The sequence below is a fragment of the Blastococcus sp. CT_GayMR16 genome, assembly GCF_004570875.1.
In the GTDB taxonomy this organism is placed as follows: Bacteria; Actinomycetota; Actinomycetes; order Mycobacteriales; family Geodermatophilaceae; genus Blastococcus_B.
Map to the genome: position 1 here is coordinate 202,828 of NZ_SPQK01000002.1, position 26,051 is coordinate 228,878.

Consider the following 26,051-nt stretch of genomic DNA (forward strand, 5'->3'; position numbering starts at 1 on the left):
ACACTTCCCGGCATGACCGGGATCGTGCTCCCTGACCGTCGGCAGCGACGCCGGCAGGAGACCATCAAGCAGGTGCTCGACGTCGCCGTCGAGGTCATGGCCGACCAGGGTGTCGCCGGGCTCACCCTCGGAGAGGTTGCCCGGCGGATGGGAATCCGCCCGCCCTCGCTCTACGTCTACTTCGACAGCAAGAACGCTCTGTACGACGCCCTCTTCGAGCGTGGCTGGGCGGAGTTGCTGACGACGATGCGTGCGGTGTGGGAGCGGGCGGCGTCGCAGTCGCCGAGCGAGGCCTTCCTGAGCTTCAGCATCGCCTTCGTGCGCTGGGCCGTCGAGCACCCGGCGTACGCACCCCTGATGTTCTGGCGCCCGGTGCCTGGATTTGCCCCGTCGGAGCAGGCGTACGCCGCCGCGATCGAGATCCAGCGCCTGGCCCGCCAGTTCCTCGGGGACATGCAGCGGCGGGGCGGGTTGCGCCCGGACGCCGACCTGGAGTCGGCGTACCGCACGTGGACCTCGGTGACCAGCGGCGTCATGACACAACAGCTGTCGAACGCTCCGGCGGAGCCCTTCGACACCGGCACTTTCACCTCGACCCTGCCCGACGTGGTGGCCATGTGGCTGGCCCACTACGGCGGACATCGGAACCGCACGTCCGACTGAATCCCGGAAAGGCACCCCGATGAGCGCCAGCACCACCGTCCGCCCTTCCTCCCGCGCCGCCGTCCTGGACCGTGGGACCGCGATGCAGTTGGCCGCCACCGAGTACGGCCGCTTCGAGGAGCTGCTGCGAACGCTCGGGCCGGACGACTGGGCCCGTTCCACCGACTGTCCTGGCTGGGACGTCCGTGCGCTCGCGGGGCATGTGCTCGGAATGGAGCAGATGGTGGCGACGGTCCCCACATTCCTCGCGCAGAACGCGGGCGCGGCCAAGGCCGGTGGGGGCATCGATGCCTTGACGGCGCTCCAGGTACGCAAGGCGGCACGGTTCTCCGCGGCGGAACTCGTCGAGCGCTTCGCAGCGCTCGCTCCCCGGGCTGTGCGGGGCCGACGCCGGCTGGCCCGGTTCCTCGGGCGTGTCACGATCCCGGAGGACCAGGTTGTCGGGGACCAGCCGGAGCGCTGGGTCTTCGGCTTCCTGTTCGACGTGATCCTCACCCGCGACACCTGGATGCACCGGATCGACATCAGTCGCGCCGTCGGCCGCGAGGTGTACCTGACCCCGGAACACGACGGCGTCCTCGTGGCCGACGTGGTCGCCGAGTGGGCGGCACGGCACGGGCGGCCCTATCGGCTGCGGCTCACCGGCTCCGCCGGTGGTGAGTGGGCTGCGGGCACGGGCGGGGACGAACTCGAACTCGACGCCCTGGACTTCTGTCGTCAGCTGTCGGGCCGGGGTGCGGGCACCGGACTGCTCAGCCAGCAGGTCCCCTTCTGAGTTCCGGGGATCGGGCTCACCAGTCCTGCACCCGCCCGGCCTCGGCGACCACGCGGTCGAAGCGGACTCGGTCCAGCGCGGCCCCCTCCCGGCGGACCGTGGCCGGATCGAGCACCAGCAACCGGTCCAGCCGGACCTCGCTCGGCCGGCCCCGATCATCCCAGGACCCGGTGCCCAGGTCGGTCCAGATCCGGCCGTGGCGTGCCTCGTCCGCGGCGTCCCGGTCGTGGTCCTGGCTGGACAGCATCAGGGCCAGGAGGTTCCCCGCCCGGCGGCCGATGACGAGCACCGGCCGGTCCTTGCCCCGTCCGTCGTTCTCGTCGTAGGGCACCCAGGCCCAGACGATCTCGCCGGGATCGGGTCGGCCGTCGTCGCGCGGGCGGTACTCGACGTCGAGCGCGCCGGTCGCCGGGCGGGGTGCGCGCCGTGCTGCCCGACGGAACAGCCCCGCCACCTGGCCGGCCATCCGGATGATGCGCTCCTCGCGTCCCATCCCGGCACCGTACGGGCGACCCGCAGTCGGGGCGGGGACCCCTCGTCGAGCGAGCCCGACAGGCCGCGGATGTCACTTGTGACACATCGGCACCATTTGGTCACGGAGGGGGTTCATTCTGCCGATATGGGGGCACCATGGTCCCCACGGGGCGGTCGGGGTGGGCCCCCCCGGGAGAAGGGGGACTCCCATGACGACGTCGGAACCTGCGCGGCCGGCTGTGCCGAGGGTTCGTGAGGTGCAGGCCAGCGTGCTCGCCGCCTTCCAACTCGTGGAGGACGCGCACTACTTCGGCAGCGATCGCAGGCCCCGGCGGCACCGCGCCCGGGTGATGGCGGAGCGCGCCGTCGCGGACCGCAAACTGGCCCGGGACCTGCGCGCGAGCTGACGTCAGGTCACGCAGAACTCGTTGCCCTCCGGGTCGGCGAGGGTGACCCACGCGTACGGCCCCTGGGACGCGCGCCAGAGCTCCGTCGCGCCCAGCTTCGTGAGTCGGGCGACCTCGGCCTCCTGCCGCTCGGCACCCACGCGGACGTCGAGGTGGACCCGGTTCTTTACCGTCTTCGCCTCCGGCACGTGCTGGAAGAGCACGCGAGGCCGCCCGGGGTCGGGCGACGTCAGGCCGGCCCCCGCCTTCCACACCAGCGCGCCGCGGTGACGCGTCGTGTCGTCCTCGGACGCGGCGCCGGTGTCGACCATGCGGCGGATGAACGCCTCGTCCTGCGGCTCCACCTGCCAGCCGAGCGCCTCGGCCCACCAGTCCGCGAGCTCGTGCGGGGCAGAACTGTCGATGGTCACCTGGAAGTCGAATGCCATGGCCGGACGCTAGGGCACACCACCGACATCAGGCCCCGTCCGGAGGGGGACCGGTCCTTTCTCACGGGACGAGTCCTGTTCGGCTGCGACTACGTCGGCCGGGATGACCCCGGCGCGCGATCGGCGCTATCGGACGGTTTGGTCGGACTGCTTGCGGACGCGGAAGCGGAGGATGGTGGCGTCGCCCGACCGCGTGCTGCTGGTTGGTTCCAGGGCTGTCCTCGCAAGGCCGGGGGAGGAGAAGCGGATGCCGTCGCCGAGCAGGACCGGCAGGACATACACCAGGATCTCGTCGACGAGCCCCCGCTGCAGGCACTGGCCGGCCACGTCGGCGCCGAGGATCTCGAGGTTCTTGCCGCCGGCTGCGTCCAGTGCGGTCGCGACCGCTTCGCCGATGTCGCCGGTGAGGATCGTGACGTTCGGGTTCGGCGGCACCAGCGGCCTATGGGTGAGGAGGAACATGGGTCCGGAGACGGGGTAGTCGACGTTGTCCGGCTTCTCGGCCGCCATCCGCTCGCCTACCTCCCACGTCCGCCGGCCGACGAGCATGGCGCCGGTGGCCGCTGCGATCTCCGCTAGATCGTCCGGTGCCACGAAGTCGGCGAGAGCGCGATCATCCCCCCAGTCCATGGAATCACCGGGACCGGCGATGAAGCCGTCGAGCGACATGCACCGGTTCACGACAACCTTGCCGCTCATGTCACGACCGCCATCCCTGGGTCATCACCGCACGTCTGACCTTTCCCGAGCGGACGCCTGCGAGACCCTAGCGCTCGGTGTACCGGTTCAGACCGCCGATCGGGGCAGTCGGGAAGTGCCGCTCTCCCGGAACAGCGCACCCGGCTCCCAGGGCCGGAGGCGCCAGGAAAGGGGACACACCCGGTCAGAGCTCGCGGGCCAGCCCCGCCCGCAGCGTTGCCTCGTCCGGGATCGTCGTGTCCTGGCAGTGGTCCCGGAGCACCTGCGAGAACGGCGCGAACGCCGACCGCTCCACCCTGCGCTCGGGATCCCACAGGCCCGACCGCATCACCGACTTCGAGCACTGGAAGTACGCCCGCTCCGTCTGCAGGACGAGCACCGACAGCGGCGGCCGCCCGAACTCGGTGAAGTCGATGCCGAGATCGTCGGGACCGTGCAGCGTCGTCGTCCCGAACACCCGGAGGGTCTCGTCGATCCCGGGCACGAAGAACATCAGCGCCGCCCGCGGGTTGTCCGCGAGGTTGCGCAGGCTGTCCACCCGGTTGTTGCCCTGGCGGTCGGGCAGAGCCAGGCGGTGCTCGTCCAGGACGTGGACGAACCCGGGGTCACCGCCGCGGGGCGAGACGTCGGGCCACCCGTCGGCGGACGCGGTGGCCAGTGTCGCGAACGGCGCCAGCCGGATGAACGCCGCGCAGTGCTCGTCGATCCGGTGGATGACCTTGTTCAGGACACGCTGCCCGGGGGCGCGGTAGAGGTCGAGCGGGGATGCGGCCACGGAGCGACCGTAGCTGCCGCTCGGCGCCGGACTCAGCGGACGCGGGGCTCCGGAGTCCGGCTCACGCGGTCTTCCCGCCGGGCTGACCCCAACCGACCTTCTCCTGGCCGGAGAGCTCCGCGATCGCCTCCATGATCGTGTCGGTCACCTCGCGCCGGGCCTTGCCGTTGCCGGCCTTCCCCCGCAGTTCCGGGAACGTCAGGGGCGTCCCGAAGGTGACCGAGACGTGGTGCGGCCGAGGCCAGCTGGCGCCGATCGGCTGGACCCGGTCGGTGCCGACGACGGCGACCGGGACGACGGGACAGTCGGCGGTCAGAGCCAGCCAGGCGACGCCGGTCTTGCCGCGGGCGAGCCGGCCGTCCCGCGAACGGGTCCCCTCCGGGTAGATGCCGAACCCACCACCGGCGTCGAGGACGGTCATCGCCGTGTCGAGCGCCGCCTGGGCGGCGCGGTGGGTGTCCCGTTCGACAGGCAGCGCGCCGAGGGCGGTGAACAGCGTCCGGGTCAGCCATCCGCTGATCCCGGCCCCGGTGAAGTACTCGGCCTTGGCCAGGTAGCCGACCCGGCGCGGTGCCATGAGCGGGATGACCATGCTGTCGATGAACGACAGGTGGTTGCTCGCGATGATGAACGGGCCGGTGGCCGGCACGTTCTCCCGACCGGTGACGGTCGGCCGGAGGGCGAGCCGGAACAGCGGTCGCAGGACCAGCCGGGCGATGACGTAGAGCACGCCGCGCTTCCCCTCCCCGGGGCCTGGGTGCCCGCGCAGACGGATGCGTCGGCGGGTGGCACGGGCATTCTCCCGAACGACCCGGAGCGGTGTGGAGTCAGGCCTGGGGCGGGGGTCAGCGGAGGGGCTGGGCCGGCGGGCAGGCGTCCCGGATGATCGCCCGGACGTCGTCGGGCAAGCGGCTGCGGCCCGTCGCCGACTGGGTGATGACCAGCGCGACGTCACGGACCTTGCGGTGCGTGTAGCTGGAGATGTGCGCCAGCAGGTCGAAGGCCACCTGGTCGTTGCAGCTGGTCAGCAGCATGAGGATGCCCTTGGCCTGCTCGATCGACGCGCGGCTGGCCATCGCCGCCCGCAGCTGCTCGACCTCGGTCTGCAGGGCCTGGGCCCGCTCGGTCGGCGAGCCGGGTGGGTGGCACTCGCTGATGTCGATGGCCATTCCCTCGACGGCGCTCACCGTCCCCCCGGCGTCCAGCACCGGCTCACCCACGAGGACGACGTCGCGTTCCTGCCCGTCCGCCCGGATGATCCGGGTCTCCAGCGCGAAGTCCCGCCCGGTGACGCAGGCGCCGGAGATGGCCGCGAGCACCCGGGCGCGGTCCGCCGCGTGCTGGTAGGCGAGGTACGCCTCGGTGTCCGGCACGGGCGATGCGGGCGGCAGACCGTGGAGGGTGAACATCTCCGGGGACCACCACCAGTCGCCGGTGAGCCGGTCGTAGCGGTACCGGCCGGCGCTGCGGGTGGCTGCCGCTGGATACGCGTCCGAGGGTCTCGGGACGGGCGCCGATGGCACGGTCAAGGTCGCTGCGTCCGGCGCGCGCTCGATGAGCCGGTGCCGGGACACGGCCGGTGAGGTCATGCCATCCCCCTCGTCAGCGGCGAGCCGGTTGCCCCGGCCGGATCGCGGGCCCGGATGCTCGAGCCCGTGGATCCGTGGCCCCGGGGGGCCGTCCGCTCCGATGCGTGGACGGTACGGCCCGCGCCGGGGGCACGCAGGAGGAAGACGGCTGGTGGGAGCAGAACGACCGAGGCCGGAATTCCATGAACGCGCCGAGTCGTGACCCTGGGTGGCAAGGGGGCGACACGGTGATGGGACGACGACGGTCAGACGATGCTGAGCGCGCGCGTGGGTGGAGCCCGGAACGGCTCCGCGCGCAGCGTCCGGCAGACCGTCTCCAGGATGCCCACCGCGGTCCGCAGCTCCGCGGGCGGCAGGGTGAACGGCAGGCGCAGGTGGTCGTCGAACGCGTGCCCCGTACCGAACGCCCGTCCTTCGGCCAGGAGGAGCCCGAGCGGTGCTGCCGCGGCGACGACGGCGGCGGAGCTGAGGTCGGCGGGCAGGCGGCACCAGAGCGAGAGGCCGCCGGAGGCGCACGGGGCCGACCAGTCGGGCAGCCGGGCCGCCATCTCCGCGCGCAGGACGTCGCGTCGCTCGCGCAGCTGGGCGCGGCGGAGGTCCAGCACCTCGTCGAGCTGCCGGACCAGCACGGACGCGGCGAGCTGGTCGACCAGGCCGACGGACAGCTGACGGCGGGCCAGGGCGGTCCCGAGCTGGTCGGCGAGGGCGGCGTCGGTCCGCAGCCACCCGATGCGCAGCCCTCCCCACACGGCCTTCGACAGCCCGCCGATCGTCACCGTCGCGGCGTCCGGGAGACCGGCGGCGTACGGCGCTTCGGCGCCCCCGTCCAGGGAGAGTTCGGCGGCGACCTCGTCGGCGACGGTCAGCACGCCCTGCTGCCACAGCGTCGCGGCCAGACGCCGCCGGCCGCTCGCGGACAGGCGCGCCCCGCTCGGGTTGGAGAAGTCCGGCATCAGGAAGGCGAGGCGCGGGCTGCTCTGGCGGGCGGCCAGGCCGGCCGCGTGGACGAGGGCGTCGGGTTCGGCAGGGTCCACGGGCACCGGGACGCACCGCCCTCCGGCTGCGGACACCATGCCGAGGACGCCGGGATAGGTGGGGTGCTCGACCAGGACGCGGTCGCCCGGCTGGAGCAGGGCCTCGAGCACCACCGCCGTCGCGTCGCCGACGCCGGCGGTGACGACGATCTGCTCGGGCCCGGTCGGGAGGCCGCGCGCGCTGAACCGTTCGGCGACGGCCGCGCGGAGCTCGAGCAGGCCGGTCGGGGCGTATCCGTGCCCGGTCATCCGGGCGGGGAGCTCGGCGAGAGCCTGCTGGTAGGCCGGGAGCAGCTGGGGCGCGGCCTCGGGTGCGGCGTGTGCCAGGTCGAGCAGGCCCGGGTCGTTTCTCGGCGGTCCCCAGGGCGAGGTCGCGCCGGGCAGTTCGGTGACCGTGCCGGACCCGTGCCGCGTGGTCGCGAAGCCCTCCTCGCGCAGGACGCGGTAGGCCGACGCGACGGTCACCCTGCTGACGTCGAGTTCGCCCGCCAGTTCCCGTTCCGCGGGGAGCCGACTGCCCGCGGGCAGGGAGCCGGCGGTGACCAGGTCGCGGATGCGGCGGGCCAGCCCGGCGTACCTGGGGGCGGGCAATGTCGCGACGGAGCCGATGAGGGCGGCGAGCTCGCGCGGGCCAGTGGACTGGTCTGCGGCGAGTGGCATGCGGCCACCATGCCGGATTGGCCTGCTTTCGACAAGGCCAACCGGTGCCATTCTCGTCGCATGACCTCAGGTGGCGTTCTTCTGGTGCTCGTCCTGCTCGCACTCGGCGGCGTCTCGGCCGCCACGCTCGTGATCGCGGGCCGCGGCGGCCGCGGCCCGGGCGACCCGCCCGCCAGTCACGCCCGGATCGATCCGGCGGGCTTCTTCGTGCTCGCCGAGCCGCGCGGGGTCATCCTGGCTTCCCGCCGCAGCCGGGCGGTTGCGGCGAGGACCGCTGCCGCGATCCAGACCGCTCGGGAGAGCCGGACGGCGCGGGGGATGTCGTCGGCCACCGGCGGGCGGCCGCGGCCCAGTGTCGGGCGGTCCTCGACCCGGCTGCCGTAGACGTTGCGGCCGCCCAGCCGCAGGCCGAGTGCGCCCGCCATCGCCGCCTCGCAGTGCCCGGCGTTCGGGCTGGGGTGGGCAGCCCCGTCGCGGCGCCAGGTGACCAGCGCCCCGGCCGCCGAGCCTCCGGCGACCGGAGCGCAGAGCACGGTCAGCGCCGCCGTGAGCCGGGCCGGGATCCAGTTCGCGACGTCGTCGATGCGGGCAGCTGCCCAGCCGAAGCGCTCGTAGCGCGGCGAGTGGTGACCCACCATCGCGTCCAGGGTGTTGACCGCCCGGTACCCGAGGAGCCCCGGGATCCCGGCCACGGCACCCCAGAACAGTGGGGCGATCGCGGCGTCGGAGGTGTTCTCCGCGACCGACTCCACCGTCGCCCGCGCCAGGCCGCCCTCGTCCAGTGCGCTCGGGTCCCGTCCGGCGAGGGCGGGCAGGGCGGCACGGGCGGCGACGACGTCCCCCTCGGCCAGCGCGGCGTGCATCGTCGCCGCGGCCCGGCCCAGCGACGTCCCGCCGAGCACAGTCCAGGTAGTGGCGGCAGTGAGCAGCGCCCGCACGAGGGGCCGCCGGCGTCCGGCGCGCTGCAGTGCCGCTCCCGCGCCGACGGCCGCCCCGGTCAGCGCGAGCGCGTGGGCGACCCCCGCCGGCCGGGAGTCCTGCCAGAGCCGCCGCTCGAGGGCGCCCGCCGCAGAGCCGAAGCCGGCCACCGGATGCCACCGCCGGGGATCGGCCAGCAGCAGGTCCGCGACGGCTCCCAGAACCAGGCCCGCGGCCGCCGGGGGGTCCACGCGCGGCCGGGTCACGCATGCATGGTGCCAACCGCCGGAGCAGGCGCCGTCCCTAGGATCGGCGGTCATGCGCCTGCCCGGCCGTTACGACGGCGTCGCCCGGCCGATCGTCACCTACGGCACCAACCCGGTCCTGCACCGGCCGTGCGCTCCTGTGACCGAGTTCGACGAGAACCTCCGGCGGCTCCTGCTGGACATGTTCGCCAGCATGGCCGCGGCCGACGGCGTGGGTCTGGCGGCCAACCAGATCGGGGTCGACGCCCGGATCTTCGTCATCGACTGCCCGGACGCCGACGACGAGGACGTCGTGGGCTACGCCATCAACCCGATCCTGACGCTGCCCGCGCCGGTGGGCGACGAGCCCGCCGAGGAGATCACCGACGAGGGCTGCCTCTCGGTCCCCGGCCCCTACGCCGAGCTCCCGCGGGCCTTCCGTGCCCGGGTCGACGGCGTGGACCTCACGGGCCGGCCGGTCACCATCGAGACCACCGGCATGGCCGCCCGCTGCCTGCAGCACGAGATGGACCACCTCGACGGCACGGTGTACGTCGACCTCCTGCCCGAGGCCCAGCGCGAGGAGTTGCTGGCCGATGCGGCCGGTCCGTCGGGAGAGCTCCCTGCATGACCCGCCTGGTGCTGTTCGACCTCGACGGCACGCTGGTCGACTCGGCGCCCGGGATCCACGCCTCGGTCCGGTTCGCGGCCCGGGAGCTCGGGGTTCCCGATCCCACGCCCGCACAGCTGACCGCGATGGTCGGCCCGCCGCTGCAGGACGGCTTCGCCGTGACGTTCGGGCTGACCGGGGCCGACATCGGCCGGGCGGTCGCCGCCTACCGCGCCCGCTACACGGCCGGGGCCATGTTCGACGCCTGGCCGTATCCCGGGATCCCGGACCTGCTGTCCGCGCTGGGGGCCGACGGCGCGACCCTCGTCGTCGCCACCAGCAAGCCGGAGTCCTTCGCCGTCCGGATCCTGGAACACGTCGGACTGCTGGGGCACTTCGCCTCCGTGCACGGCGCGACGCTGGACGGCGCCGTCCGCCACAAGGACCAGGTGGTGGCTGCCGCGCTGGCCGCCCATCCCGGCGGCGTCGACCCGGTGCTGGTGGGGGACCGCGCGCAGGACGTCCTCGGGGCCGCGGCACACGGCGTGCCCTGCATCGGCGCGGGCTGGGGTCCGGCGCCGGAGGGGGAGCTCGAGGCAGCCGGTGCGGTGGCCGTCGCCGCCACCCCCGCAGACGTGCTGACCCTGCTGGCCAGGAGGATCGGCGGATGAGAGCACTGACCGAGCAGCAGATCCGGCGCTCGTTCATCAACTGTTCCCGGGGGAGGCGCAGGGGCTGTCCCTGCCGAAGGCTTCGCCGACCTCGACCGGGCGGGGCTGGACCTGCTGGGCTGGCGCGACCCGAAGGCTCCGCTGCGCGATCCGGCCGAGGTGATCGTCGAGCGGGCCGCGGAGCTGCGGGAACGCGTCCACACGTTCGTGGACACCGTCGCGCGCTGATGTGTGGAGTCGGCGGGTTGTGGGGCATCTGACCGTGCATGACCGAGTCGACCCCGCTCCGTGCCCTTGCCCTCGTCTGCAGCCTCAAGGCCTCGCCCGCGCCGTCCAGCAGTGATCTGATCGCCCGCCAGGTCCTCGAGGAACTCGGCAAGCACGGTGTCACCGGCGACGTCGTCCGTGTCGTGGACCACGACGTCAAGCCCGGGGTCGAGATCGACATGGGCGAGGGTGACGAGTGGCCGGCGATCCGCGAGCAGATGATCGCGGCGGACATCCTCATCGTCTCGACCCCCACCTGGGTCGGGCACATGAGCAGCGTCGCGCAGCGGGTGCTGGAGCGCCTCGACGGCGAGCTGTCAGAGACCGACGACACCGGCCGGCCGCTGATCACCGGCAAGGTGGCGGTCACCGCGGTGGTCGGCAACGAGGACGGCGCGCACAAGATCACCGCGGACCTGATGCAGGGCCTCAACGACATGGGCTTCACGATCCCGGCCCAGGGCGGCACGTACTGGAACGACGAGGCGATGGGCAGCCGCGACTACAACGACCTGGACGAGACGCCCGAGGCCGTCGCCTCCACCACGAAGACGCTGGCCGAGAACGCCGCCGCGCTGGCCCGCGCGCTGAAGGCCTCGCCCTACCCGGGGAGCTGAGCGGGGGTCAGGACCTCGGATCGCTCGGCGGGGGCGAGCGAGCCGACGGTCCGCCGGGCCCGCAGCAGGCCCGCGACCGCCAGGAGCCCGAGCACCGCGACCGCGGCGCCGTAGACCTCGGTCGTCCGGGTCAGGCCGAACTCCCCGGCGCCGATCCCGGCCGCGATCGCGGGCACGCTGAACGCCAGGTAGCCGACGACGAAGACGCTGGCCAGGAGCCCCGCCCGGTGACCGGGCGCGACGCCGTGGGTGATCGTGGCGACCGCGCCGAGGAACGCCGCCCCGAAGCCGAAGCCGGTGACGACCGCCGCGGTGAACAGGAGCAGGACCGAGCTGGCGAACACCGCCACGAGGGTGCCGGCGACCCCCACGGTGAAGACGAGCGCACCGACCAGCAGCGCCTGCTCGGGCGGCGAGGTGCGCAGGGCCAGCGACCCGGCGATGCCGGTGCCGTTGAGAGCCAGGATCAGCAGACCGCCGACCAGGTGGTTGTCGATGCCGAAGACGTCGGCGACCAGGGACGGGCCGAGCGAGGCGTAGAGCCCACCCAGCGCCCAGCAGGCGACGAGGAGCGGCAGGGCGACGAGGAAGGCCCGGCGGTGCGCGGGCGGCACGTGCACCTGCGGGCGCAGGGACCGCAGCGTGCCCGGCAGGCGCGGGGAGCTCTCCGGCAGCAGGACGGTGCCGACGGCGGCCAGCAGGAAGACCACTGTGAGGACCCCGAACACCCAGTCCGTGGGGGACGGGACGAGCTGGACGAGCAGCCCGGCCCCGACGGCGCCGACCGACAGCCCGAGCCCGGGGGCGGCGCTGTTGATGAACGGGCCCAGCGGCCTGTCACCACGCTGAAGGTCCAGCAACGACGCCCCGAGCGTGCTGGTCAGGGCACCGGTCGCGAGTCCCTGGACGACGCGGGCGGTCAGCAGCCAGCCGACGCCGTCCGCGTACAGGAACAGCGCCATGGAGACGGCCTCCAACACGAAGGCGGCGGTCAGGACGGGTCGACGCCCGACGTGGTCGGACAGCCCGCCCACGACGAGCAGCGAGGCCAGCAGCGCGAACGAGTAGATGCCGAAGATCGTGGTCAGGACGCCCGAGCTGAAGCCGAACTCCTCCTGGTAGACGCGGTAGAGCGGCGACGGCACCCCCGAGGCGGCGAGCATCAGCACGAGGAGCACCGCCACGGACCAGAAGGCGGGGGTCCGCGACAGACGACGGGAGACGGGCACGACAGAGAAGAAGCCGTTGGCCATCAGGCTGATTCCCGAGCCCGCGTGTCGCGTCGGGGCGTGCTCGCCGCGACCCCGGGTAGGGGCCGACCATGGCACTTCCCCGGATTCTCGTACTCGTGCTCGCCGGCGGCGCCGGCGGCCGGCTGGAGTTGCTCACCGAGCAGCGCGCCAAGCCCGCCGTCCCCTTCGCCGGGGTCTACCGGCTGATCGACTTCCCGCTGAGCAACTGCCAGCACGCGGGGATCGCCGACGTCTGGGTGTCGGTGCAGTTCCACCCCACGTCGCTGTCCGACCACCTCGCCAACGGCCGGCCCTGGGACCTCGACCGCACCTCCGGCGGGCTGCTGATGCTGCCGCCGTTCCAGGGCACCGAACGCGGCGGCTGGGTCAGCGGGACGGCGAACCTGCTGTGGCGGCAGGCCGACCTGATCCGCGAGTACGACGCCGACGCCCTCGTCGTCGTCAGTTCCGATGCCGTCTACAAGCTGGACTACCGCGAGGTCGTCGACTCCCATCTCGACTCGGGAGCGGAGGTGACGATGGTGACCACCGAGGTCGCGGCCGACGACGCGTCCCGGTACGGGATCGTCCAGGTCGACGGCGAGAAGGTCACCGACTACGCCTACAAGCCCGACGAGCCGGCGAGCACCACGGCCACCAACGAGGTCTTCGTGTTCACCCCCGGTGCCACGCTCGACCGGCTCGACGGTCTGAACGAGGAGCTGGGCGAGGACGAGCTCGAGGATCTCGGCAGCCACCTGCTGCCCGCCCAGACCGGGGACGGCCTGGCCCGCGCCTATCCGCTGCCGGGCTACTGGCGCGACGTCGGCACGGTGCCGGCCTACTGGCAGGCCCACCGCGACTTCCTGTCCGAGGAGCCGCCGATCGACCTGGACGACCCCGCCTGGCCGTTGCACACCCGCGGCGGCCGGCACAGCGCCGCGCGCATCCTGGCCGGGGCGGTCGTCGACGGGAGCCTGGTCTCCGGCGGGACCCGGGTGGCCGGTGAGGTGAGCGGGTCGGTGCTCTCCCCGGGAGTGGTCGTCGAGGAGGGTGCGACCGTCGTCGACTCGGTTCTGCTGCCCGGCGTGCGGGTGCGCTCGGGAGCCACCGTGACCCGAGCCGTGCTCGACGACCGGGTCGACGTGGGCGAGGGGGCCTCGGTCGGCGGGGACGGCGACATCACGCTCGTGGGCCGCCAGGCCCGGGTCGAGCGCGGCGGCCAGGTGCCGGCGGGAGCCCGGCTGCCCGATCCGGAACGCGACGACTGATCAGGAAGGCGCTGCTTCGACGTCCATCCACACGCGTCGTCGGTCACCGCGGCTGCGGACCTGGGCCATGACCGCGACCCGGCGACGCTGCTCGTCCGTGGCGACGTGGTTGACCACCGCCAGTTCAGCGTCGCGCATGGCCCGTTCGGCTGCGAACTCCGCCGCCGTGGACGGGAAGGACTCCGGGTCGTCCCCCGGCCCGGCAAGGGCGGCGTGCGCGTAGGGACTGTCCGGTGGCAAGTTCCCGGTCAGCCGTCCGTACGCGCCGAGGAGGAGCAGGACGAGGCCGGTGAGCACCGAGAAGACGACGTTGCTGAACTCGAACGCCAGCACGTTGAAGCTGGTCTGCAGGACCGCGAGGTTGGCCAGCGCGGAGAGCAGGAACAGTGACCCGACGACGATCATCACGGTGGAGGCCACCCTCGGACCGTGCAGGGCGGCCGCGACGAGGCCAGCGGCGGTGAGCACCGAGATGCTGGACAGCAGACCGTTGGAGGACAGACCGAGAATTCTCTCGCCGCTCGTGGAGAAGAAGGCGAGACCGTCGACGAAACCGAGCAGGCCGAAGACGAGGATCACCGCAGCGACCAGGATGGCTCCCACTCGATGGACAGCGGGGACGCGGCCGCCTGGGCGGTTCCGGGCGAGGTCGTCGGCCGCTGCCGGCCCGTCCGACGCGGTGGTCGTTCCTTGGATGGCGCGATGACGCAGCTGCATCAGAACTCCTCGGCATCGGTCGGTGATGCCCCCTCTTCGCCCTGGCTGCGCCGGATGGATGCGCGTGCGTGAGCCGGGAAGGCCGGAAGACCGGTCGCCGTTGCACCGAGCATGACCCAGCCGTTCGAGATCGACCTCCACTCGGAGTACCTCCGGGCGGATCTGTTCTTCGCCATGGGCCAGCCCACCGAGGCGGCCCGCATCCTCGAGCGCCTCGTGTCGGCCGAGCCCGGGAACGAGGCCGCGGTCGAGCTGCTGGCGCGCTCCTACTTCGGCTCGGCGCAGCTGACCAAGGCCGAGGAGGCGCTCACCCGGCTGGTCGAGCTGGCCCCGGCGAACGGCTGGGCCCGCCGCGCGCTCGCCCGCACCCTGGAGCGGCAGAGCCGGCACGGCGAGGCGACTCCCCATCACCGGATGGCCGACGCGCTGGGCGCGGAGTGACTCAGAGGGTCGCGGCGATGTCGCCGATCAGCTCCAGCGACTGCTCGGGATCCAGCGCCATGCTGCTCAGCAGCTCGAACGCCTGGGTGTAGCGGTGCACCTCGGCCTCGGCGTCGATGAAGAAGACCCGCGTCTTGTTCTCGAGGTAGACGACGTCGGGTGCTCCGGTCGCGCGTGACTCCAGGACCGAGAAGGACCCGGCGGTCACCGGCGGCAGCCCGGCGTCGAACGGCAGGACCTGGATCGTGACGTTGGGCCGCACGGCCACGGTGGCGAACCAGTCGAGCTGCGCGCGCAGGATCGTCGCGCCGTCGCCCTGACCGGGGGCGGCGGCGCCACGGCGGAGCACCGACTCGTCGAGCACCGCGGAGAACTGCATCGGGCCGTCCCCGGTGGTCGCCTCGAGCACGTCCTGACGGCGGCGGCAGACCTGCATCCGGCGGTCGATCTCGGCCTGCGACGGCCGCTCCCAGGTGGACAGGATCACCTGACGGACGTACTCGGGTGTCTGCAGCAGGGCGTGCGGCACCAGGGCGCCGTAGCACCGCAGGGCGCCTGAGCCGGCCTCGAGCCGGATCAGGTTGGCGTACCCGGAGGAGAGCGTGTCCGCGTAGGCGTCCCACCAGCCTCTCGGTCGCGCCGAGGGGGCCAGTCGCCGCAGGTAGGTCGCCTGGTCGTCCGGGACGTCGTAGAGCGCGAGGAGCAGGTCGAGGTCCTCGGGGGAGATCCCGATGCGGCCCGTCTCGATGCGGGAGACCTTGGACGCCGACCAGCCGAGGTGCGCCGCGACGTCCTTGCCATGGAGCGGCTGGGCCGAGCGCAGCTGCCGCAGTTCCCGCGCCAGCTGCCGCTCGCGCACCGAGGGGGAGTCGACGGCCACGTCGGCAGCGTAGATCTTGCGTGCAATATTGCAAGCAGGCTTGCCGGTCCCGAGGCGTCCTGTCACCGTTCAGATGCCGGCCGCAGCACTCCTCGACACCCCTCCCGAGCCTCGAGATCGAAGGACGTGACGCCATGACCGGACCACGCACCCTCGCCGCCGACTACGACCTGTACGAGATCGCCTACCTCGCCGGTGGGCCGCGCAGAGCCGTCGACACCGCGGTGGTCGCCCTCGTCGAGAGCGGGTGCCTACGGGTGACGCCCCACTCCGGAGGGCTGACCGTCGTGGAGCACCGCCGCCGCCACTCCCTCGAGGCCGCGGTCCTGGACGCGGTCGGCCTGCGGGGGAACCGCTCGATCGACACCGTCCGCTGGCGGCTCCAGGACGACGAGCGGCTCCACGCGGTGGGCCAGCGGCTCGAGCGCGACGGACTGGCACGTGGCCGCACGCCGATGCGCCTGCGTCACTGGCACCTGCTCGCGCTGACCGGAGAGGGACGGCGGACCCTCCGGCACCTGCGGTCCGACCCGCCGACCGACCGGGTCGCCGGCGAGACCGGCGCGCTGGTGGTCGCCCTGTCCGGACCGGAACGCATGGCGGACGCCGACGTCCGGGCGGCCGTCTTCGAGCCGCCACGGCCCGCTCGGTCCCGCTGGTCGGCCCCACGTGACCGGTACGCCGCCGGGTACAGCCCGCACTCCCACGGCTGGTCCGGTGGGGCCGCGGACAGCGGCGGCTTCGGCGGCTTCGGCGGCGGCTTCTGCGGTGACGGCGGCAGCGGGGGCGGGGACGGCGGCGGCTGCTGAACCCGGCCGCTCGTCACCCCGTCGTTCGACGACGACGAGGACGTGTTCGCCGCGCTGCGGGCCGGTGCTGTCGGATATCTGCTCAAGGACGTCTCGGGCGACCGCCTGGTCGAGGCGCTGCTGGCCGCGGCGCGGGGCGAGTCGGTGTTGCAGCCCTCGGTCGCCGCCAAGGTGGTCGCCCGGTTCGCGGCCATGCCCGACGACGCCGCACCACGACCCCAGCCGTTGGTCGTGCCACTGTCCGATCGCGAGCTCGCGGTGCTGCGGCTGCTGGGCGACGGATGCAGCAACCGGGAGATCGCCTCGTCGCTGTTCCTCGCCGAGGGGACCGTCAAGAACCACGTCACCAACGTGCTGGCCAAGCTGGGCGCGCGCGACCGTACGCAGGCGGCCCTCCGGGGACGGTCACTCGGGCTGGTCTGAGGCGAGGTCACGGAGGTGACCTCAGGTCATGACCTCTGGCACCTGGCAGTGCCCTCGCCGCACCCGAGGCTTTGCCCCATGGACACGCAGACCCGGAACCCGTCGACCCGTCCCACCTCGCGCGGCCGCGCCGTGTGGCACCTCGTCCGGCACTACCTCGAGATGGTCGTGGCGATGCTCGTCGGCATGATCGTGCTCGGTCCAGTGGAGGACCTGGTGTGGCCCGCCCTGACCACCCGCACGGACGTCGGGGTGATGGTCATGGCGACCAACATGGCGATCGGGATGGGCGCCTGGATGCGATTCCGCGGCCACTCGTGGCGGCCGATCGCGGAGATGTCGGCGTCGATGTACGTGCCGTTCGCCATGCTGCTCGTGCCCTTCTGGGCCGGGGCGATCGACGGGGGCACGCTGATGACCTGGGGCCACGTCCTGATGCTGCCGGCGATGGCGCTGGCCCTGCTCCTGCGACCGGCCGAGTACGCGCACTGAGCAGGTCGGAACTCGAAGGGCCGTGTCCGCGGGCTCCGGTTGCGCGACACTGGCCGCCTGACCTCGTCGTCCCCGTCCGGACGGAGCATCGTGGCGACCTATTCGGTGAACCCCGCAGGGGTGGCGCACGCCCGGGAACTGATCGACGCGCGGCAGTACGTGCTGCGGAGCGAGTGGGGGCGCGTGCAGCCCTCTGCCGAGGACGAGAACGACTTCCTCGGCGGGCACTCCTGGGACGACTACTCGGCCTGGCACCTGGGCCTGACCGAGGGTGCGACCGACGAGACCAAGGGCCGGTACGCCTTCGTCTACGGCGACTTCCGCCGGGTGCACCGCATGGGGCTCATCGCCTGCCAGTACCGGGCGGCCGAGTGGGGCCACAAGGAGATCGAGCTGGCCGCGCACGATCTCCTCCAGCGCCTGGACGCCACGAAAGCCTGAGGTGCTGCGCAGCGTGACGGCACGCCGGGATCCGGAGCGCGCCGCGACGTGGGCCGGCGATCCCTGGGACCCGGGAGAGCACCCTCCCGCCATGGGCATCCTCGATCGGTTGAAGGCCACGATGGGAGCCGCCACCAAGGCCAAGGGGCGAGGTGGCAAGAGTGGTGGGACGGCCGAGCGGAACGTGGGCGGCAGGATCGCCGGGCTGCGGGGCCGGAAGGGTCGCCGCCGCGGCGGCCCCGAGAGCCCGGCGCCGGGCGGCGGGGAGAACGAACGGAACGTGGGCGGCTGACCCTCAGCGCAGCACGGCCGCGGCGACCACCAGGACCGCCGTCGTCGCCGTCTCTCCCATCGCCCCCATGACATCGCCGGTCACGCCGCCCAGCCGGGTGCGCGCCCGGCGGTAGACGAGTTCGGCGGCGACCAGGCCGGCCGCCGCGGCGCCCAGGAGGCGCCCGCTCACCGCCGGATCCGCGCCGCTCCCGGCGACGACGACACCGACGACCACGAGCGCGCAGGCCGCCAGCCACGGCGCCGACACCGTGGCTGCGACCAGGCGGCCGAGCGATGACCCGTCCGCCATCGCGACCCCGGACAGCCCCGTACGCGTCATGGCCAGCCGCGACACCACCACCGCCGTCCAGAGGGCGAGCCAGCCGACGTCGGTCGCGAGGAGCGCGGCCAGGCAGGCGGCTTGCAGCAGCAGGGTCAGCACCAGGGTGACCACCCCGAACGGGCCGATGTCGCTCTGGCGCATCACCTGCAGCGCCCGTTCCCGCTCCCGCAGCGGGCCGAGCCCGTCGGCGGTGTCGGCCAGGCCGTCCAGGTGCAGTCCGCGGGTCAGGACGGCCAGGACGGCGATCCCGAGCACGGCCCCCGCCAGAGGGGAGATCCACCGGTCTCCGAGGACGGCGGCGCCCGTGGCGATGCCGCCGAGCAGGAACCCGACCAGCGGAGCCCACGGCAGCACCCCGCGCGTCGACGCGGCGGTCCGCGCCGGAACCGGCAGCACCGAGAGCAGCGCGGCCGACTCCAGCGGCCCGGTCCACCTCATCGAAGCCGCTGGGGGAGTCCCGCGACGACGAACCACACCTCGTCGGCGGTGCCGGCCAGCCGCTGGTTCACCGCGCCGAGGGTGTCGCGGAACAGCCGACCCGACGAGGTCTCGGGGACCACGCCCAGCCCGACCTCGTCGCTCACCGCCACGACATGTGCTGCCGTCATGGTCCACGCGTTGACCAGGGAGTCGCAGCGGGCGGCCAGTCGCTCCGCCGCACCCGGTTCCTCGGTCCACACGCCGGTCTCGTCCATCAGTGCCGCGACCCAGGTAGTGACGCTGTCGACGAGGATCGTGCCGCCGCGCAGCAGGTCGCTCGGCGCCGTCGTCTCCACGGTGGTCCACGACGCCGGCCGCCGGGCGCGGTGGGCGGCGACCCGCCCGGCCCACTCGGCGTCGTGCGCGGGCCCGGCGGAGGTCGCCAGGTACGTGACGTCCGTGCGTCCCTCGAGCAGGGACTCCGCGTACACGGACTTGCCCGACCGCGAGCCGCCCAGCACCAGGACCCTGGTCATGGCTCGACTCCGAGCTCGTTGCGCTCCTCGGTCGCCGGTGCTCCCTGCGATGCTCGCTCGCTCGTCGTCATTGCGGCACTCACTCGCAGATCTCCAGCCGGGTCACCGTGCCGTTGTGCGGCGTGACCACCGGCATCGCGTCCGGCCCGAGACCCGCGGCGACGGCCTGGGCGGCCCGGATCGTGTCCCCGTGGGTGACCAGCGCGATCACGTCGGCCGGCGGCTCGGCGCACAGGTGCGTCAGGAAGGCCTCGACCCGGCCGTGCAGCTCGGCCAGGCTCTCGCCGCCCGCGGCCGCCCAGTGCGGGTCGTTCCAGTCGACGACGTCCCACAGCTCGCGGGACGGGCGGCCCTCGAGATCGCCGTAACCCTGCTCGCGCAGCGCAGGAGTCATCACCGTCGTCAACCCGGTCGTCCGAGCGCAGTGCTCGGCCGTCTGCACCGCGCGCAGGAGGTCGCTGGAGAGGAGGGCGCCCGGCTGCAACCGCGCCAGCTCTTCCGCTGCCGCGGCGGCCTGCTCGTGGCCGAGGCCGGTCAGCGGTACGTGCGGGGTCTGGCCCTGCATCAGCCCGGCGGCGTTCCACTCGCTCTGCCCGTGTCGCACGAGCAGCAGGGTGAGGGGTCGGGACATGGCAGGAGGGAGCGTAGGCGAGGGGCGTGCGGGGCCGGTTTCGCCGCCTCGTACCGTCGTGGGCGTGACCATTCCCGTCCGTCCCGGCGCCGCGCGACCTGCCACGCGCACGGGAGCGCCCGACCCGCTGGCGCCACTCCTCGACCTCCCCGAGGTGCGCGAGGCCGCGGACGCCGCCCGTGCCGGGATCGACCGCCTGCTCGGCCACAAGGTGCTGCGCCGGGAGTCGGCCGGGGTCAGCACCGAGTCCGCCCTGCGCGGTGCCCGGGCGTCGGCCGCCCTGGAGGGCGTGGACGTCCCCCTCGCCGAGCTGCGCGCGGGCAACGCCGAGGACCCGGTGGTGCAGGGGGCGCTCCGTGTCTCCGCGGGGATCGGGTCGATGGTCGAGACCTGGTCGCGCGCGCCGGGCCAGGTGCTCGCGCGACTGCACGTGCTGGCCGCGGCGGACCTGGTCGACAGCGGCGACCTCGGCCGGCCGGCCCCGCACGCCGGACCGCGGCTGTCCGGGCTGTTCTCCCTCGTCACCGGGACGACGTCCGCCCCTGCTGTGCTCGTGGCCGCGCTGGTGCACGGCGAACTGGCGTCGATCGCCCCGTTCGGCAGCGCCGACGGCGTGGTGGCCCGGGCCGCCGGCCGCCTGACCGGGATCACCCGCGGGCTGGACCCCAAGGCGGTGTCGGTACCGGAGGTGGGCTTCGCCGAGCTGGGCAGGGACGCGTACACCGAGGCCCTGGCCGGGTACGCGTCCGGCACCGCGCAGGGGGTCGCCGGCTGGCTGGTGCACTGTTGCCGGGCCACCGAGCACGGGGCGCTCGAGGGTCTCGCGATCTGCGAGAGCCTGCTCCGCGGCTGATCTGCGGGCCGCTCGCCGAGCGCGAACACTGGGCGGGTGGAGTACCTCGAGATCGACGGGCTGGGCCCGGTCAGCCGGATCGGGCTGGGCACCTGGCAGTTCGGCTCGCGGGAGTGGGGCTACGGAGACGCCTATGCCGATCGCGCGGCCCGGGACATCGTCCGGCGGGCCCGCGAGCTCGGCATCACCCTCTTCGACACCGCCGAGGTCTACGGGTTCGGCCGCAGCGAGCGCATCCTCGGAGAGGCGCTCGGACACGAGCGGGACGAGGTCGTCGTCGCCAGCAAGATCTTCCCGGTGGCGCCGTTCCCTGCTGTGGTGCGCCAGCGGTGGGCGGGCAGTGCGCGCCGCCTCGGGCTGACCCGGATCCCGCTCTACCAGGTGCACCAGCCCAATCCGCTGGTGCCCGACTCGGTGATCATGCCCGGGATGCGGAGCCTGCTCGAGGACGACCGGATCGGTGCTGCGGGCGTCTCCAACTACTCGCTGGCGCGGTGGCAGGCGGCCGACACCGCCCTGGGCCGTCCGGTGGTCAGCAACCAGGTGCAGTTCTCCCTCGCCCACGCCGCGCCGCTGGACGATCTGGTGCCGTTCGCCGACCGGGAGAACCGGCTGGTCATCGCCTACAGCCCACTCGCCCAGGGACTGCTGGGTGGCCGCTACACCGTCGACAACCGACCCGGCGGGGTGCGGGCGGTGAACCCGCTGTTCGGTGCCGAGAACCTGCGTCGGGTGGCACCACTCCTCGACCTGCTGCGGGAGGTGGCCGGCGCGCACCAGGCCCGGCCGGCCCAGATCGCGCTCGCCTGGCTGATCGGCCTGCCGCGGGTCGTCGTCATCCCCGGTGCCTCGAGCGTCGAGCAGCTGGAGCACAACGCCGCGGCGGCCGGGATCAGTCTGTCCGCCGACGAGCAGGCCGCACTCACCGCGGCGGCCCGGTCCTTCACGCCGGTGTCGGGTCCCCGGACCGCCGTCGACGAGATCCGTGAGCGGCTCGGCGGCTGGCTCAGTGCGGCGCGAGGCTGAGCCCGACCACCGAGGTGAGGACGACGCCCGCCGCCGCTCCCGCCGCAGCGAGGAGCCACGCCCCCGAGAGCGCTCCGGCGACGACGCCTCCCACGACGGCGAGCCAGGGGCCGGACAGGGAGAGGAACAGCCCGATGCGACCGGTGGCCGATCGGCGACGGGGGGCACTGCGCGCGGTCTGGCCGAACAGGACCGCGGCGACGCACACGGCCAGGACGGCCAGCCAGGCGAGGACCACGGTGACCACGTCGGCAGGATGAACCACCGAGCTCGAGCTCCGGGAGTGCCCCGCCGATCCGTCAGGCCCCGCGGCGCCGCCGTCGTCCGGTCAGGGGGCCGGGCACGTCGACGGCGGAGGCCGCCAGACCCGACCGGAGCGCGCGGTGCCGGGCGTACCAGGCCAGGCCGACCACCGCCGCGCCGACGCCCATCGCGGCACCGGTGACGACCGGTGTCGGCGGGGCGGAGAATCGCGCGCGCATGTTGACCGGGCGGGTGAACTGCAGCACCGGCCAGCCGTTTTCCAGCGCGGCCTTGCGCAGACCGCGGTCGGGATTCACCGCGGTCGGGTGGCCGACCGCCGAGAGCATCGGCAGGTCGGTGATGGAGTCGCTGTAGGCGTAGCAGTCGGCGAGGTCGTAGCCACCCTCGGCGGCCACCGCGAGCATGGCCGCGGCCTTGTTCGCTCCGTACGCGTAGAAGTCGATCTCGCCGGTGTAGCGGCCGTCGACGGTGACCATGCGGGTGGCGACCACCCGGTCGACTCCCAGCATCTCCCCGATCGGCTCGACCATCTCCGCTCCCGAGCTGGAGACGATCACGATCTCGCGGCCGGCTGCCCGGTGTTCCTCGATCAGGTCTGCGGCTTCGGCGTAGACGAGCGGGTCGACGATCTCGTGCAGCGTCTCGCGGACGATGTCGTGCACCGTCTCGGCGTCCCAGCCGGTGACCATGCTGGTCAGCTGCGCGCGCAGTCGTTCCATCTGCTGGGCGTCGGCGCCGGCGCGGGAGAAGACGAGCTGGGCGTAGGCGGTCTTGAGGACGGCGCGGCGATTGATCAGGCCGCCCTGGAAGAACGGCCGGCCGAAGGCCAGGGTGCTGGACTTGGCGATGACCGTCTTGTCCAGGTCGAAGAACGCCGCTGCGCGGGTCACAAGACACGACTGTAAGTGGAACGGAATCCGGTAGGAGACCTCGCGCGCCGTCCACACCCGTTCGGGTCATCCACAGTTCTTCGTTCGTTCTGGCACTGTCTGCCCGCTCGCTGGTGGGGTCGCGCCATGTCGCTGTCCCGCACGGCCACCTCCCGTGCCCCGTCCGCTCGCCCGCTCGTCGTCAGCGCCGACGAAGAACTCCTCGACGAGCTGCTCCGGTTGCTCGCGGCGGCCGGGGCAGAAGCAGAGCTGGCCACCGGTGGACCGGCGCTCCGCCGTGCGCACCGGACGGCGCCGCTGGTGCTCGTCGGGGCCGACGCGCTGGGCAATGCCGGCCTGCGTGCCCTGCCGCGCCGGCCCGGCGTGGTGGTGGTGACCACCGGTGAGCTGCCGGCTGCCGAGTGGGCGTCCGCGGTGGAGCTCGGCGCCGAGCGGGTCGCGGTGCTGCCGGGCGACGAGTCGTGGTTGCTCGCCCGGTCGTCGGCCGCAGTGCGTTCCCCGGTCGACCGCGGCTGGCTGGTGGCCGTCGGTGGCAGCTGCGGGGGCGCGGGCGCGAGCACCGTCGCGACGGCGGTGGCCGTGGCGGCTGCTCCCGGTGTCCTCCTGGTGGACGGCGACCCCTGGGGTGGGGGCCTGGACCTGCTGCTGGGCGCCGAGCGGGCGGAGGGCCTGCGCTGGCCGGACCTCGCCGGGCTGCGGGGGCGGGTGGCAGGCGACGCATTGCTGGCGGCGCTGCCCGAGGTCGGGGGCGTGCACGTGCTGGCGTCCTCGCGCGATGCTCCGGCCCCGGTTCCCGACGAGGCGCTGGCGGCGGTGATCGGCGCCGCCCGCTCCGTGGGCTGCCCCGTCGTCCTCGACCTGTCCCGGGCCGGTCCACCGGAGGGGGCGGCTGCGGTCGGCGACGCCGATCTCGCGGTGCTCGTGGTTCCCGGGCGGCTCCGGGCGGCCACCGCTGCACGTCTCCTCGTGGAGCAGCCCGGTTCGCCCTGGGCGTCCGCGCACCTGGTCGTCGGCCGGGTCCCGGGTGGTCTCGGCCGGGAGGGGGTCGCCGATGTCGTCGGCCGGCCGGTCCTGGCCGAGCTCCCGCACGACCGCAGCGTGGTGCCGAGGGGCGAGCGCGGAGAGCCGCCCGCGGTCGCCGTTCGGTCGCCGCTCGGGAGCGTGGCCCGGCGGGTGCTGACGGAGGTGCGCGCCGGAACGTCTCAGCGGATGGGCGCGGATGTCCGATGACCGCCGTCGCGCTGCTGGACCGGGTGCGCGCCCGCCTGGCGCTGGACCAGTCCGTGCCGTCGCGCACGGAGGTCGCCGCGCTGGTCCGGGAGGAGACCGGCGGCCTGCTGGGTGATGACGACGTCCTCCTCGCCGTCCGGGAGGCGGTGGACGAGCTCGCGGGGGCCGGTCCACTGGAGCCGCTCCTCCGGGAGCCCGGGGTCACCGACGTCCTGGTGAACGGGCCCGACGAGGTCTGGATCGACCGCGGGGCCGGCCTGACGCGGGCGCCGGTGCGGTTCGCCGACGACGACGCCGTCCGACGGCTGGCGGTGCGGCTGGCCGGTCTCGCCGGACGGCGGCTGGACGACGCGGCGCCCTGGGTCGATGTCGGCCTGCCCGACGGCACTCGCCTGCACGCCGTGCTCCCACCGGTGTCGGGCAGCGGGACGTGTCTGTCCCTGCGGGTGCTGCGCCGGTGCTCGCACAGTCTCGACGACCTGGGTGCCCTGGGGACGCTGCCGGGCGAGAGCGGCGACCTCCTGCGCGCTCTCGTCGCTCGCAGGCGCGCCTTCCTCGTCACCGGCGGGACGGGGTCGGGGAAGACCACCCTGCTGTCGGCGCTGCTCGGCGAGGCCGACCCCGCGGACCGGATCGTGCTCTGCGAGGACGCGGCGGAGCTGACCCCCGCGCACCCGCATGTCGTGCGGCTGCTCACCCGTCCACCCAACGTCGAGGGGGTCGGTCAGGTGAGGCTGCGCGACCTCGTCCGTCAGGCCCTGCGCATGCGCCCGGATCGGCTCGTGGTCGGGGAGGTGCGGGGTGCGGAGGTGACCGACCTGCTCGCCGCCCTGAACACCGGGCACGACGGCGGCTGCGGAACGCTGCACGCCAACCGCCCGTCGGAGGTTCCTGCCCGGTTGGAGGCCCTCGGCGTGGCGGCCGGTCTCGGGCGGGCCGCGGTCCACAGCCAGGCCGCCGCAGCTCTGGACGTGGTCGTGCACCTGCGCCGCACCCCCGCCGGGCGGCGCGTGGACGAGATCGGCGTCGTGCGGCGGGTGGGGGAGCTCGTCGCGGTCGAGCCGGGATGGCGGAGCGACGGGGGGCCGTGCCCGGGCGGGGAGCGGTTGGGGGAGTTGCTGGCCGGCAAGCGGGGCCCCGAGTGGTGACGGCGGCCCTCGTCTCCGCGATCGCGCTGCTGGCGTGGCCGGACGACGGCCTCCTCCGGCGGGCACGGGTGGCCGCGGTGCTCGGCTCCGGGATCGCCCGGCCCCGCGGGCCGACGGGCCTCCGAGACCTCCCGATCCCCCCGTCGGCCGGCGCCGTCGGGAGTCTGGCGGGGGCGCTGCTCAGCACGCCGCTCGTGGCGGTGCTCGCCGGGACCGGTGCGTTTCTGGCGGCGCGCGCATGGGGCGCGTCGCGGAAGAGCAGGGAGAGTGACGCCCGGCTGCGGTCCCTGGCCGACGGGTTGGCTGCACTGGCCGCGGACCTGCGCAGTGGACGCTCCCTCGAGACAGCGACCGGCGCGGCCGTGTCGGCCTGCGCCGACAGCGGTTGCGGGGGAGAGCTGGCCCGGGCGCTGCGGGCGCCGGAAGCCCCGCCGTCCGGTACGGCGGATCCCGCGCTCGCCGAGGCAATGGTCCGGATCGCCGCGGCGGTCCGACTGAGCACGCGCACCGGCTGTTCCCTGGCGTCCGTGGCCGGAGCGGTCGAGGACGACCTCCGGGCCCGGTCCCGACACCGGCTGGAGCTCCGCGGAGCGACCGCGGCGCCGCGGGCCAGCGCATCGCTGCTCGCCGGGTTGCCCCTCCTGGGCCTCGCGATGGGCAGCGGGGTCGGCGCCGACCCCTGGGCCGTCCTGACCGGAACCGGTGTGGGCCAGGTGCTGCTCGTCGCCGGCGTCGCCCTGGAGGCAGCCGGACTCGCGTGGACCCGTCGCCTGGTCGCGCGGGCCGTGCGGTGACGGTCGCGGTGCTCGCGCTCGCGACGGCGCTGCTCATCTGGCCGCCACGAGGACTGGGGCGCCGGTTCGGTCTGCTGCGACCAGGTCCTGGGCGGGTGTCCGCCC

34 protein-coding genes are annotated in these 26,051 nt (G+C 73.8%); 18 read left to right on the top strand and 16 right to left on the bottom strand.

What is annotated here, in order from left to right:
* The first annotated feature begins 12 nt into the window (after positions 1–12).
* Together E4P38_RS03620 and E4P38_RS03625 are read left to right on the top strand one after the other, a co-directional pair.
* The gene (locus E4P38_RS03620) at positions 13–663 is read left to right on the top strand and encodes a TetR/AcrR family transcriptional regulator (protein WP_135130347.1); all 651 of its coding nucleotides are present in this window, start codon (positions 13–15) and stop codon (positions 661–663) included.
* Positions 664–682: 19 nt separating this feature from the next.
* On the top strand, positions 683–1,438 hold the full coding sequence (locus tag E4P38_RS03625; RefSeq protein ID WP_209308916.1) for a maleylpyruvate isomerase family mycothiol-dependent enzyme: 756 nt from the start codon (positions 683–685) through the stop codon (positions 1,436–1,438).
* A gap of 16 nt (positions 1,439–1,454) precedes the next feature.
* Here the strand turns inward: E4P38_RS03625 and E4P38_RS03630 are convergent, their stop codons facing one another.
* Complete coding sequence (locus tag E4P38_RS03630; RefSeq protein WP_135130348.1) at positions 1,455–1,931, bottom strand: type II toxin-antitoxin system PemK/MazF family toxin; 477 nt, start codon at positions 1,929–1,931, stop codon at positions 1,455–1,457.
* Positions 1,932–2,169: 238 nt separating this feature from the next.
* Here E4P38_RS03630 and E4P38_RS22790 point away from each other — a divergent pair, with 238 nt between their 5' ends.
* Positions 2,170–2,319, top strand: a complete 150-nt coding sequence (locus tag E4P38_RS22790) for a hypothetical protein (protein WP_209308917.1) — start codon at positions 2,170–2,172, stop codon at positions 2,317–2,319.
* A 2-nt stretch (positions 2,320–2,321) separates the two neighbouring features.
* Here the strand turns inward: E4P38_RS22790 and E4P38_RS03635 are convergent, their stop codons facing one another.
* From E4P38_RS03635 to E4P38_RS03665, 7 genes are all read right to left on the bottom strand, one after another.
* Complete coding sequence (locus E4P38_RS03635; RefSeq protein ID WP_135130349.1) at positions 2,322–2,747, bottom strand: VOC family protein; 426 nt, start codon at positions 2,745–2,747, stop codon at positions 2,322–2,324.
* A 126-nt stretch (positions 2,748–2,873) separates the two neighbouring features.
* Positions 2,874–3,446, bottom strand: coding sequence for a dihydrofolate reductase family protein (locus tag E4P38_RS03640; RefSeq protein WP_135130350.1), 573 nt, complete (start codon positions 3,444–3,446; stop codon positions 2,874–2,876).
* Positions 3,447–3,630: 184 nt separating this feature from the next.
* Positions 3,631–4,221 carry an MSMEG_1061 family FMN-dependent PPOX-type flavoprotein gene (locus E4P38_RS03645; protein WP_135130351.1) on the bottom strand — a complete coding sequence of 197 codons (591 nt, stop codon included), beginning with the start codon at positions 4,219–4,221 and terminating at the stop codon, positions 3,631–3,633.
* A gap of 61 nt (positions 4,222–4,282) precedes the next feature.
* On the bottom strand, positions 4,283–4,951 hold the full coding sequence (locus tag E4P38_RS03650) for a lysophospholipid acyltransferase family protein (RefSeq protein ID WP_135130352.1): 669 nt from the start codon (positions 4,949–4,951) through the stop codon (positions 4,283–4,285).
* Positions 4,952–5,066: 115 nt separating this feature from the next.
* Entirely contained in the window at positions 5,067–5,810 is a 744-nt protein-coding gene (locus tag E4P38_RS03655) for a PAS and ANTAR domain-containing protein (RefSeq protein ID WP_135130353.1), read from the bottom strand.
* Between the two features lie 245 nt (positions 5,811–6,055).
* Positions 6,056–7,504 carry a PLP-dependent aminotransferase family protein gene (locus tag E4P38_RS03660; RefSeq protein WP_135130354.1) on the bottom strand — a complete coding sequence of 483 codons (1,449 nt, stop codon included), beginning with the start codon at positions 7,502–7,504 and terminating at the stop codon, positions 6,056–6,058.
* Between the two features lie 176 nt (positions 7,505–7,680).
* Positions 7,681–8,688 carry a cobalamin biosynthesis protein gene (locus tag E4P38_RS03665; protein WP_245160757.1) on the bottom strand — a complete coding sequence of 336 codons (1,008 nt, stop codon included), beginning with the start codon at positions 8,686–8,688 and terminating at the stop codon, positions 7,681–7,683.
* 52 nt (positions 8,689–8,740) lie between these two features.
* Between E4P38_RS03665 and def the strand changes: the two genes are divergently transcribed.
* From def to E4P38_RS03680, 3 genes are all read left to right on the top strand, one after another.
* On the top strand, positions 8,741–9,298 hold the full coding sequence (def, locus tag E4P38_RS03670) for a peptide deformylase (protein WP_135130356.1): 558 nt from the start codon (positions 8,741–8,743) through the stop codon (positions 9,296–9,298).
* Complete coding sequence (locus E4P38_RS03675; RefSeq protein WP_135130357.1) at positions 9,295–9,948, top strand: HAD hydrolase-like protein; 654 nt, start codon at positions 9,295–9,297, stop codon at positions 9,946–9,948. Before def ends, E4P38_RS03675 begins: the two co-directional genes overlap by 4 nt.
* A gap of 266 nt (positions 9,949–10,214) precedes the next feature.
* Positions 10,215–10,832, top strand: a complete 618-nt coding sequence (locus tag E4P38_RS03680; protein ID WP_135130358.1) for an NAD(P)H-dependent oxidoreductase — start codon at positions 10,215–10,217, stop codon at positions 10,830–10,832.
* Here the strand turns inward: E4P38_RS03680 and E4P38_RS03685 are convergent.
* Positions 10,817–12,016, bottom strand: coding sequence for an MFS transporter (locus E4P38_RS03685; RefSeq protein WP_245160758.1), 1,200 nt, complete (start codon positions 12,014–12,016; stop codon positions 10,817–10,819). The genes E4P38_RS03680 and E4P38_RS03685 overlap by 16 nt on opposite strands.
* Positions 12,017–12,153: 137 nt before the next feature.
* Between E4P38_RS03685 and E4P38_RS03690 the strand changes: the two genes are divergently transcribed.
* Complete coding sequence (locus E4P38_RS03690; protein ID WP_135130360.1) at positions 12,154–13,335, top strand: sugar phosphate nucleotidyltransferase; 1,182 nt, start codon at positions 12,154–12,156, stop codon at positions 13,333–13,335.
* On the opposite strand, the gene E4P38_RS03695 is transcribed toward E4P38_RS03690, so the two are convergent.
* A complete protein-coding gene (locus E4P38_RS03695; RefSeq protein WP_135130361.1) occupies positions 13,336–14,052 on the bottom strand; it encodes a DUF4383 domain-containing protein in 717 nt (238 codons plus the stop codon).
* Between the two features lie 111 nt (positions 14,053–14,163).
* Between E4P38_RS03695 and E4P38_RS03700 the strand changes: the two genes are divergently transcribed.
* A complete protein-coding gene (locus tag E4P38_RS03700) occupies positions 14,164–14,493 on the top strand; it encodes a tetratricopeptide repeat protein (protein WP_135130362.1) in 330 nt (109 codons plus the stop codon).
* A 1-nt stretch (position 14,494) separates the two neighbouring features.
* Here E4P38_RS03700 and E4P38_RS03705 read toward each other — a convergent pair whose 3' ends face one another.
* Positions 14,495–15,373, bottom strand: a complete 879-nt coding sequence (locus tag E4P38_RS03705; protein WP_135130363.1) for a helix-turn-helix transcriptional regulator — start codon at positions 15,371–15,373, stop codon at positions 14,495–14,497.
* A 134-nt stretch (positions 15,374–15,507) separates the two neighbouring features.
* On the opposite strand from E4P38_RS03705, the gene E4P38_RS03710 reads away from it, so the two are divergent.
* The 5 genes from E4P38_RS03710 (at position 15,508) to E4P38_RS03730 (ending at position 17,830) form a co-directional block, all read left to right on the top strand.
* A complete protein-coding gene (locus E4P38_RS03710) occupies positions 15,508–16,182 on the top strand; it encodes a TIGR04222 domain-containing membrane protein (protein ID WP_135130364.1) in 675 nt (224 codons plus the stop codon).
* Between the two features lie 42 nt (positions 16,183–16,224).
* On the top strand, positions 16,225–16,605 hold the full coding sequence (locus E4P38_RS03715; RefSeq protein ID WP_245160759.1) for a response regulator transcription factor: 381 nt from the start codon (positions 16,225–16,227) through the stop codon (positions 16,603–16,605).
* Between the two features lie 78 nt (positions 16,606–16,683).
* A complete protein-coding gene (locus E4P38_RS03720; protein WP_135130365.1) occupies positions 16,684–17,097 on the top strand; it encodes a hypothetical protein in 414 nt (137 codons plus the stop codon).
* Between the two features lie 90 nt (positions 17,098–17,187).
* Entirely contained in the window at positions 17,188–17,538 is a 351-nt protein-coding gene (locus E4P38_RS03725; RefSeq protein ID WP_135130366.1) for a hypothetical protein, read from the top strand.
* Positions 17,539–17,629: 91 nt separating this feature from the next.
* Positions 17,630–17,830, top strand: coding sequence for a hypothetical protein (locus E4P38_RS03730; protein WP_135130367.1), 201 nt, complete (start codon positions 17,630–17,632; stop codon positions 17,828–17,830).
* A 3-nt stretch (positions 17,831–17,833) separates the two neighbouring features.
* Here the strand turns inward: E4P38_RS03730 and E4P38_RS03735 are convergent, their stop codons facing one another.
* From E4P38_RS03735 to E4P38_RS03745, 3 genes are all read right to left on the bottom strand, one after another.
* Positions 17,834–18,592, bottom strand: a complete 759-nt coding sequence (locus E4P38_RS03735) for an adenosylcobinamide-GDP ribazoletransferase (RefSeq protein WP_135130368.1) — start codon at positions 18,590–18,592, stop codon at positions 17,834–17,836.
* Positions 18,589–19,110: a bifunctional adenosylcobinamide kinase/adenosylcobinamide-phosphate guanylyltransferase gene (cobU, locus tag E4P38_RS03740; protein ID WP_135130369.1), complete on the bottom strand. Its 522-nt coding sequence runs from the start codon at positions 19,108–19,110 to the stop codon at positions 18,589–18,591. The genes E4P38_RS03735 and cobU overlap by 4 nt, the downstream gene beginning before the upstream one ends.
* Before the next feature lie 79 nt (positions 19,111–19,189).
* Positions 19,190–19,741, bottom strand: coding sequence for a histidine phosphatase family protein (locus E4P38_RS03745; RefSeq protein ID WP_135130370.1), 552 nt, complete (start codon positions 19,739–19,741; stop codon positions 19,190–19,192).
* A 64-nt stretch (positions 19,742–19,805) separates the two neighbouring features.
* Here E4P38_RS03745 and E4P38_RS03750 point away from each other — a divergent pair, with 64 nt between their 5' ends.
* Together E4P38_RS03750 and E4P38_RS03755 are read left to right on the top strand one after the other, a co-directional pair.
* Positions 19,806–20,594, top strand: coding sequence for an oxidoreductase (locus E4P38_RS03750; protein ID WP_135130371.1), 789 nt, complete (start codon positions 19,806–19,808; stop codon positions 20,592–20,594).
* A 36-nt stretch (positions 20,595–20,630) separates the two neighbouring features.
* The gene (locus E4P38_RS03755) at positions 20,631–21,620 is read left to right on the top strand and encodes an aldo/keto reductase (RefSeq protein ID WP_135130372.1); all 990 of its coding nucleotides are present in this window, start codon (positions 20,631–20,633) and stop codon (positions 21,618–21,620) included.
* Here E4P38_RS03755 and E4P38_RS03760 read toward each other — a convergent pair.
* Together E4P38_RS03760 and E4P38_RS03765 are read right to left on the bottom strand one after the other, a co-directional pair.
* Positions 21,601–21,867 (bottom strand): hypothetical protein, encoded by a 267-nt coding sequence (locus E4P38_RS03760; protein ID WP_135130373.1) that lies wholly within the window; start codon positions 21,865–21,867, stop codon positions 21,601–21,603. The genes E4P38_RS03755 and E4P38_RS03760 overlap by 20 nt on opposite strands.
* A gap of 52 nt (positions 21,868–21,919) precedes the next feature.
* The gene (locus E4P38_RS03765; protein ID WP_135130374.1) at positions 21,920–22,774 is read right to left on the bottom strand and encodes an HAD family hydrolase; all 855 of its coding nucleotides are present in this window, start codon (positions 22,772–22,774) and stop codon (positions 21,920–21,922) included.
* Between the two features lie 126 nt (positions 22,775–22,900).
* On the opposite strand from E4P38_RS03765, the gene ssd reads away from it, so the two are divergent.
* Genes ssd through E4P38_RS03780 form a run of 3 tightly spaced genes read left to right on the top strand, consistent with a single transcriptional unit; the run spans position 22,901 to position 25,946 of the window.
* Complete coding sequence (ssd, locus tag E4P38_RS03770; protein WP_135130376.1) at positions 22,901–24,004, top strand: septum site-determining protein Ssd; 1,104 nt, start codon at positions 22,901–22,903, stop codon at positions 24,002–24,004.
* On the top strand, positions 24,001–25,152 hold the full coding sequence (locus tag E4P38_RS03775; protein WP_135130378.1) for a TadA family conjugal transfer-associated ATPase: 1,152 nt from the start codon (positions 24,001–24,003) through the stop codon (positions 25,150–25,152). Before ssd ends, E4P38_RS03775 begins: the two co-directional genes overlap by 4 nt.
* Positions 25,149–25,946 carry a pilus assembly protein TadB gene (locus tag E4P38_RS03780; RefSeq protein ID WP_135130379.1) on the top strand — a complete coding sequence of 266 codons (798 nt, stop codon included), beginning with the start codon at positions 25,149–25,151 and terminating at the stop codon, positions 25,944–25,946. Before E4P38_RS03775 ends, E4P38_RS03780 begins: the two co-directional genes overlap by 4 nt.
* Positions 25,947–26,051 lie beyond the last annotated feature (105 nt).

Bases quoted from the DNA above. Each gene is read 5' to 3' on its own strand.
- E4P38_RS03620 (WP_135130347.1), top strand. From the start codon at position 13: ATGACCGGGATCGTGCTCCCTGACCGTCGGCAGCGACGCCGGCAGGAG.
- E4P38_RS03625 (WP_209308916.1), top strand. From the start codon at position 683: ATGAGCGCCAGCACCACCGTCCGCCCTTCCTCCCGCGCCGCCGTCCTG.
- E4P38_RS03630 (WP_135130348.1), bottom strand. From the start codon at position 1,931: ATGGGACGCGAGGAGCGCATCATCCGGATGGCCGGCCAGGTGGCGGGG.
- E4P38_RS03635 (WP_135130349.1), bottom strand. From the start codon at position 2,747: ATGGCATTCGACTTCCAGGTGACCATCGACAGTTCTGCCCCGCACGAG.
- E4P38_RS03640 (WP_135130350.1), bottom strand. From the start codon at position 3,446: ATGAGCGGCAAGGTTGTCGTGAACCGGTGCATGTCGCTCGACGGCTTC.
- E4P38_RS03655 (WP_135130353.1), bottom strand. From the start codon at position 5,810: ATGACCTCACCGGCCGTGTCCCGGCACCGGCTCATCGAGCGCGCGCCG.
- E4P38_RS03660 (WP_135130354.1), bottom strand. From the start codon at position 7,504: ATGCCACTCGCCGCAGACCAGTCCACTGGCCCGCGCGAGCTCGCCGCC.
- def (WP_135130356.1), top strand. From the start codon at position 8,741: ATGCGCCTGCCCGGCCGTTACGACGGCGTCGCCCGGCCGATCGTCACC.
- E4P38_RS03675 (WP_135130357.1), top strand. From the start codon at position 9,295: ATGACCCGCCTGGTGCTGTTCGACCTCGACGGCACGCTGGTCGACTCG.
- E4P38_RS03680 (WP_135130358.1), top strand. From the start codon at position 10,215: ATGACCGAGTCGACCCCGCTCCGTGCCCTTGCCCTCGTCTGCAGCCTC.
- E4P38_RS03690 (WP_135130360.1), top strand. From the start codon at position 12,154: ATGGCACTTCCCCGGATTCTCGTACTCGTGCTCGCCGGCGGCGCCGGC.
- E4P38_RS03695 (WP_135130361.1), bottom strand. From the start codon at position 14,052: ATGCAGCTGCGTCATCGCGCCATCCAAGGAACGACCACCGCGTCGGAC.
- E4P38_RS03700 (WP_135130362.1), top strand. From the start codon at position 14,164: ATGACCCAGCCGTTCGAGATCGACCTCCACTCGGAGTACCTCCGGGCG.
- E4P38_RS03710 (WP_135130364.1), top strand. From the start codon at position 15,508: ATGACCGGACCACGCACCCTCGCCGCCGACTACGACCTGTACGAGATC.
- E4P38_RS03720 (WP_135130365.1), top strand. From the start codon at position 16,684: ATGGACACGCAGACCCGGAACCCGTCGACCCGTCCCACCTCGCGCGGC.
- E4P38_RS03730 (WP_135130367.1), top strand. From the start codon at position 17,630: ATGGGCATCCTCGATCGGTTGAAGGCCACGATGGGAGCCGCCACCAAG.
- E4P38_RS03735 (WP_135130368.1), bottom strand. From the start codon at position 18,592: ATGAGGTGGACCGGGCCGCTGGAGTCGGCCGCGCTGCTCTCGGTGCTG.
- cobU (WP_135130369.1), bottom strand. From the start codon at position 19,110: ATGACCAGGGTCCTGGTGCTGGGCGGCTCGCGGTCGGGCAAGTCCGTG.
- E4P38_RS03745 (WP_135130370.1), bottom strand. From the start codon at position 19,741: ATGTCCCGACCCCTCACCCTGCTGCTCGTGCGACACGGGCAGAGCGAG.
- ssd (WP_135130376.1), top strand. From the start codon at position 22,901: ATGTCGCTGTCCCGCACGGCCACCTCCCGTGCCCCGTCCGCTCGCCCG.
- E4P38_RS03775 (WP_135130378.1), top strand. From the start codon at position 24,001: ATGACCGCCGTCGCGCTGCTGGACCGGGTGCGCGCCCGCCTGGCGCTG.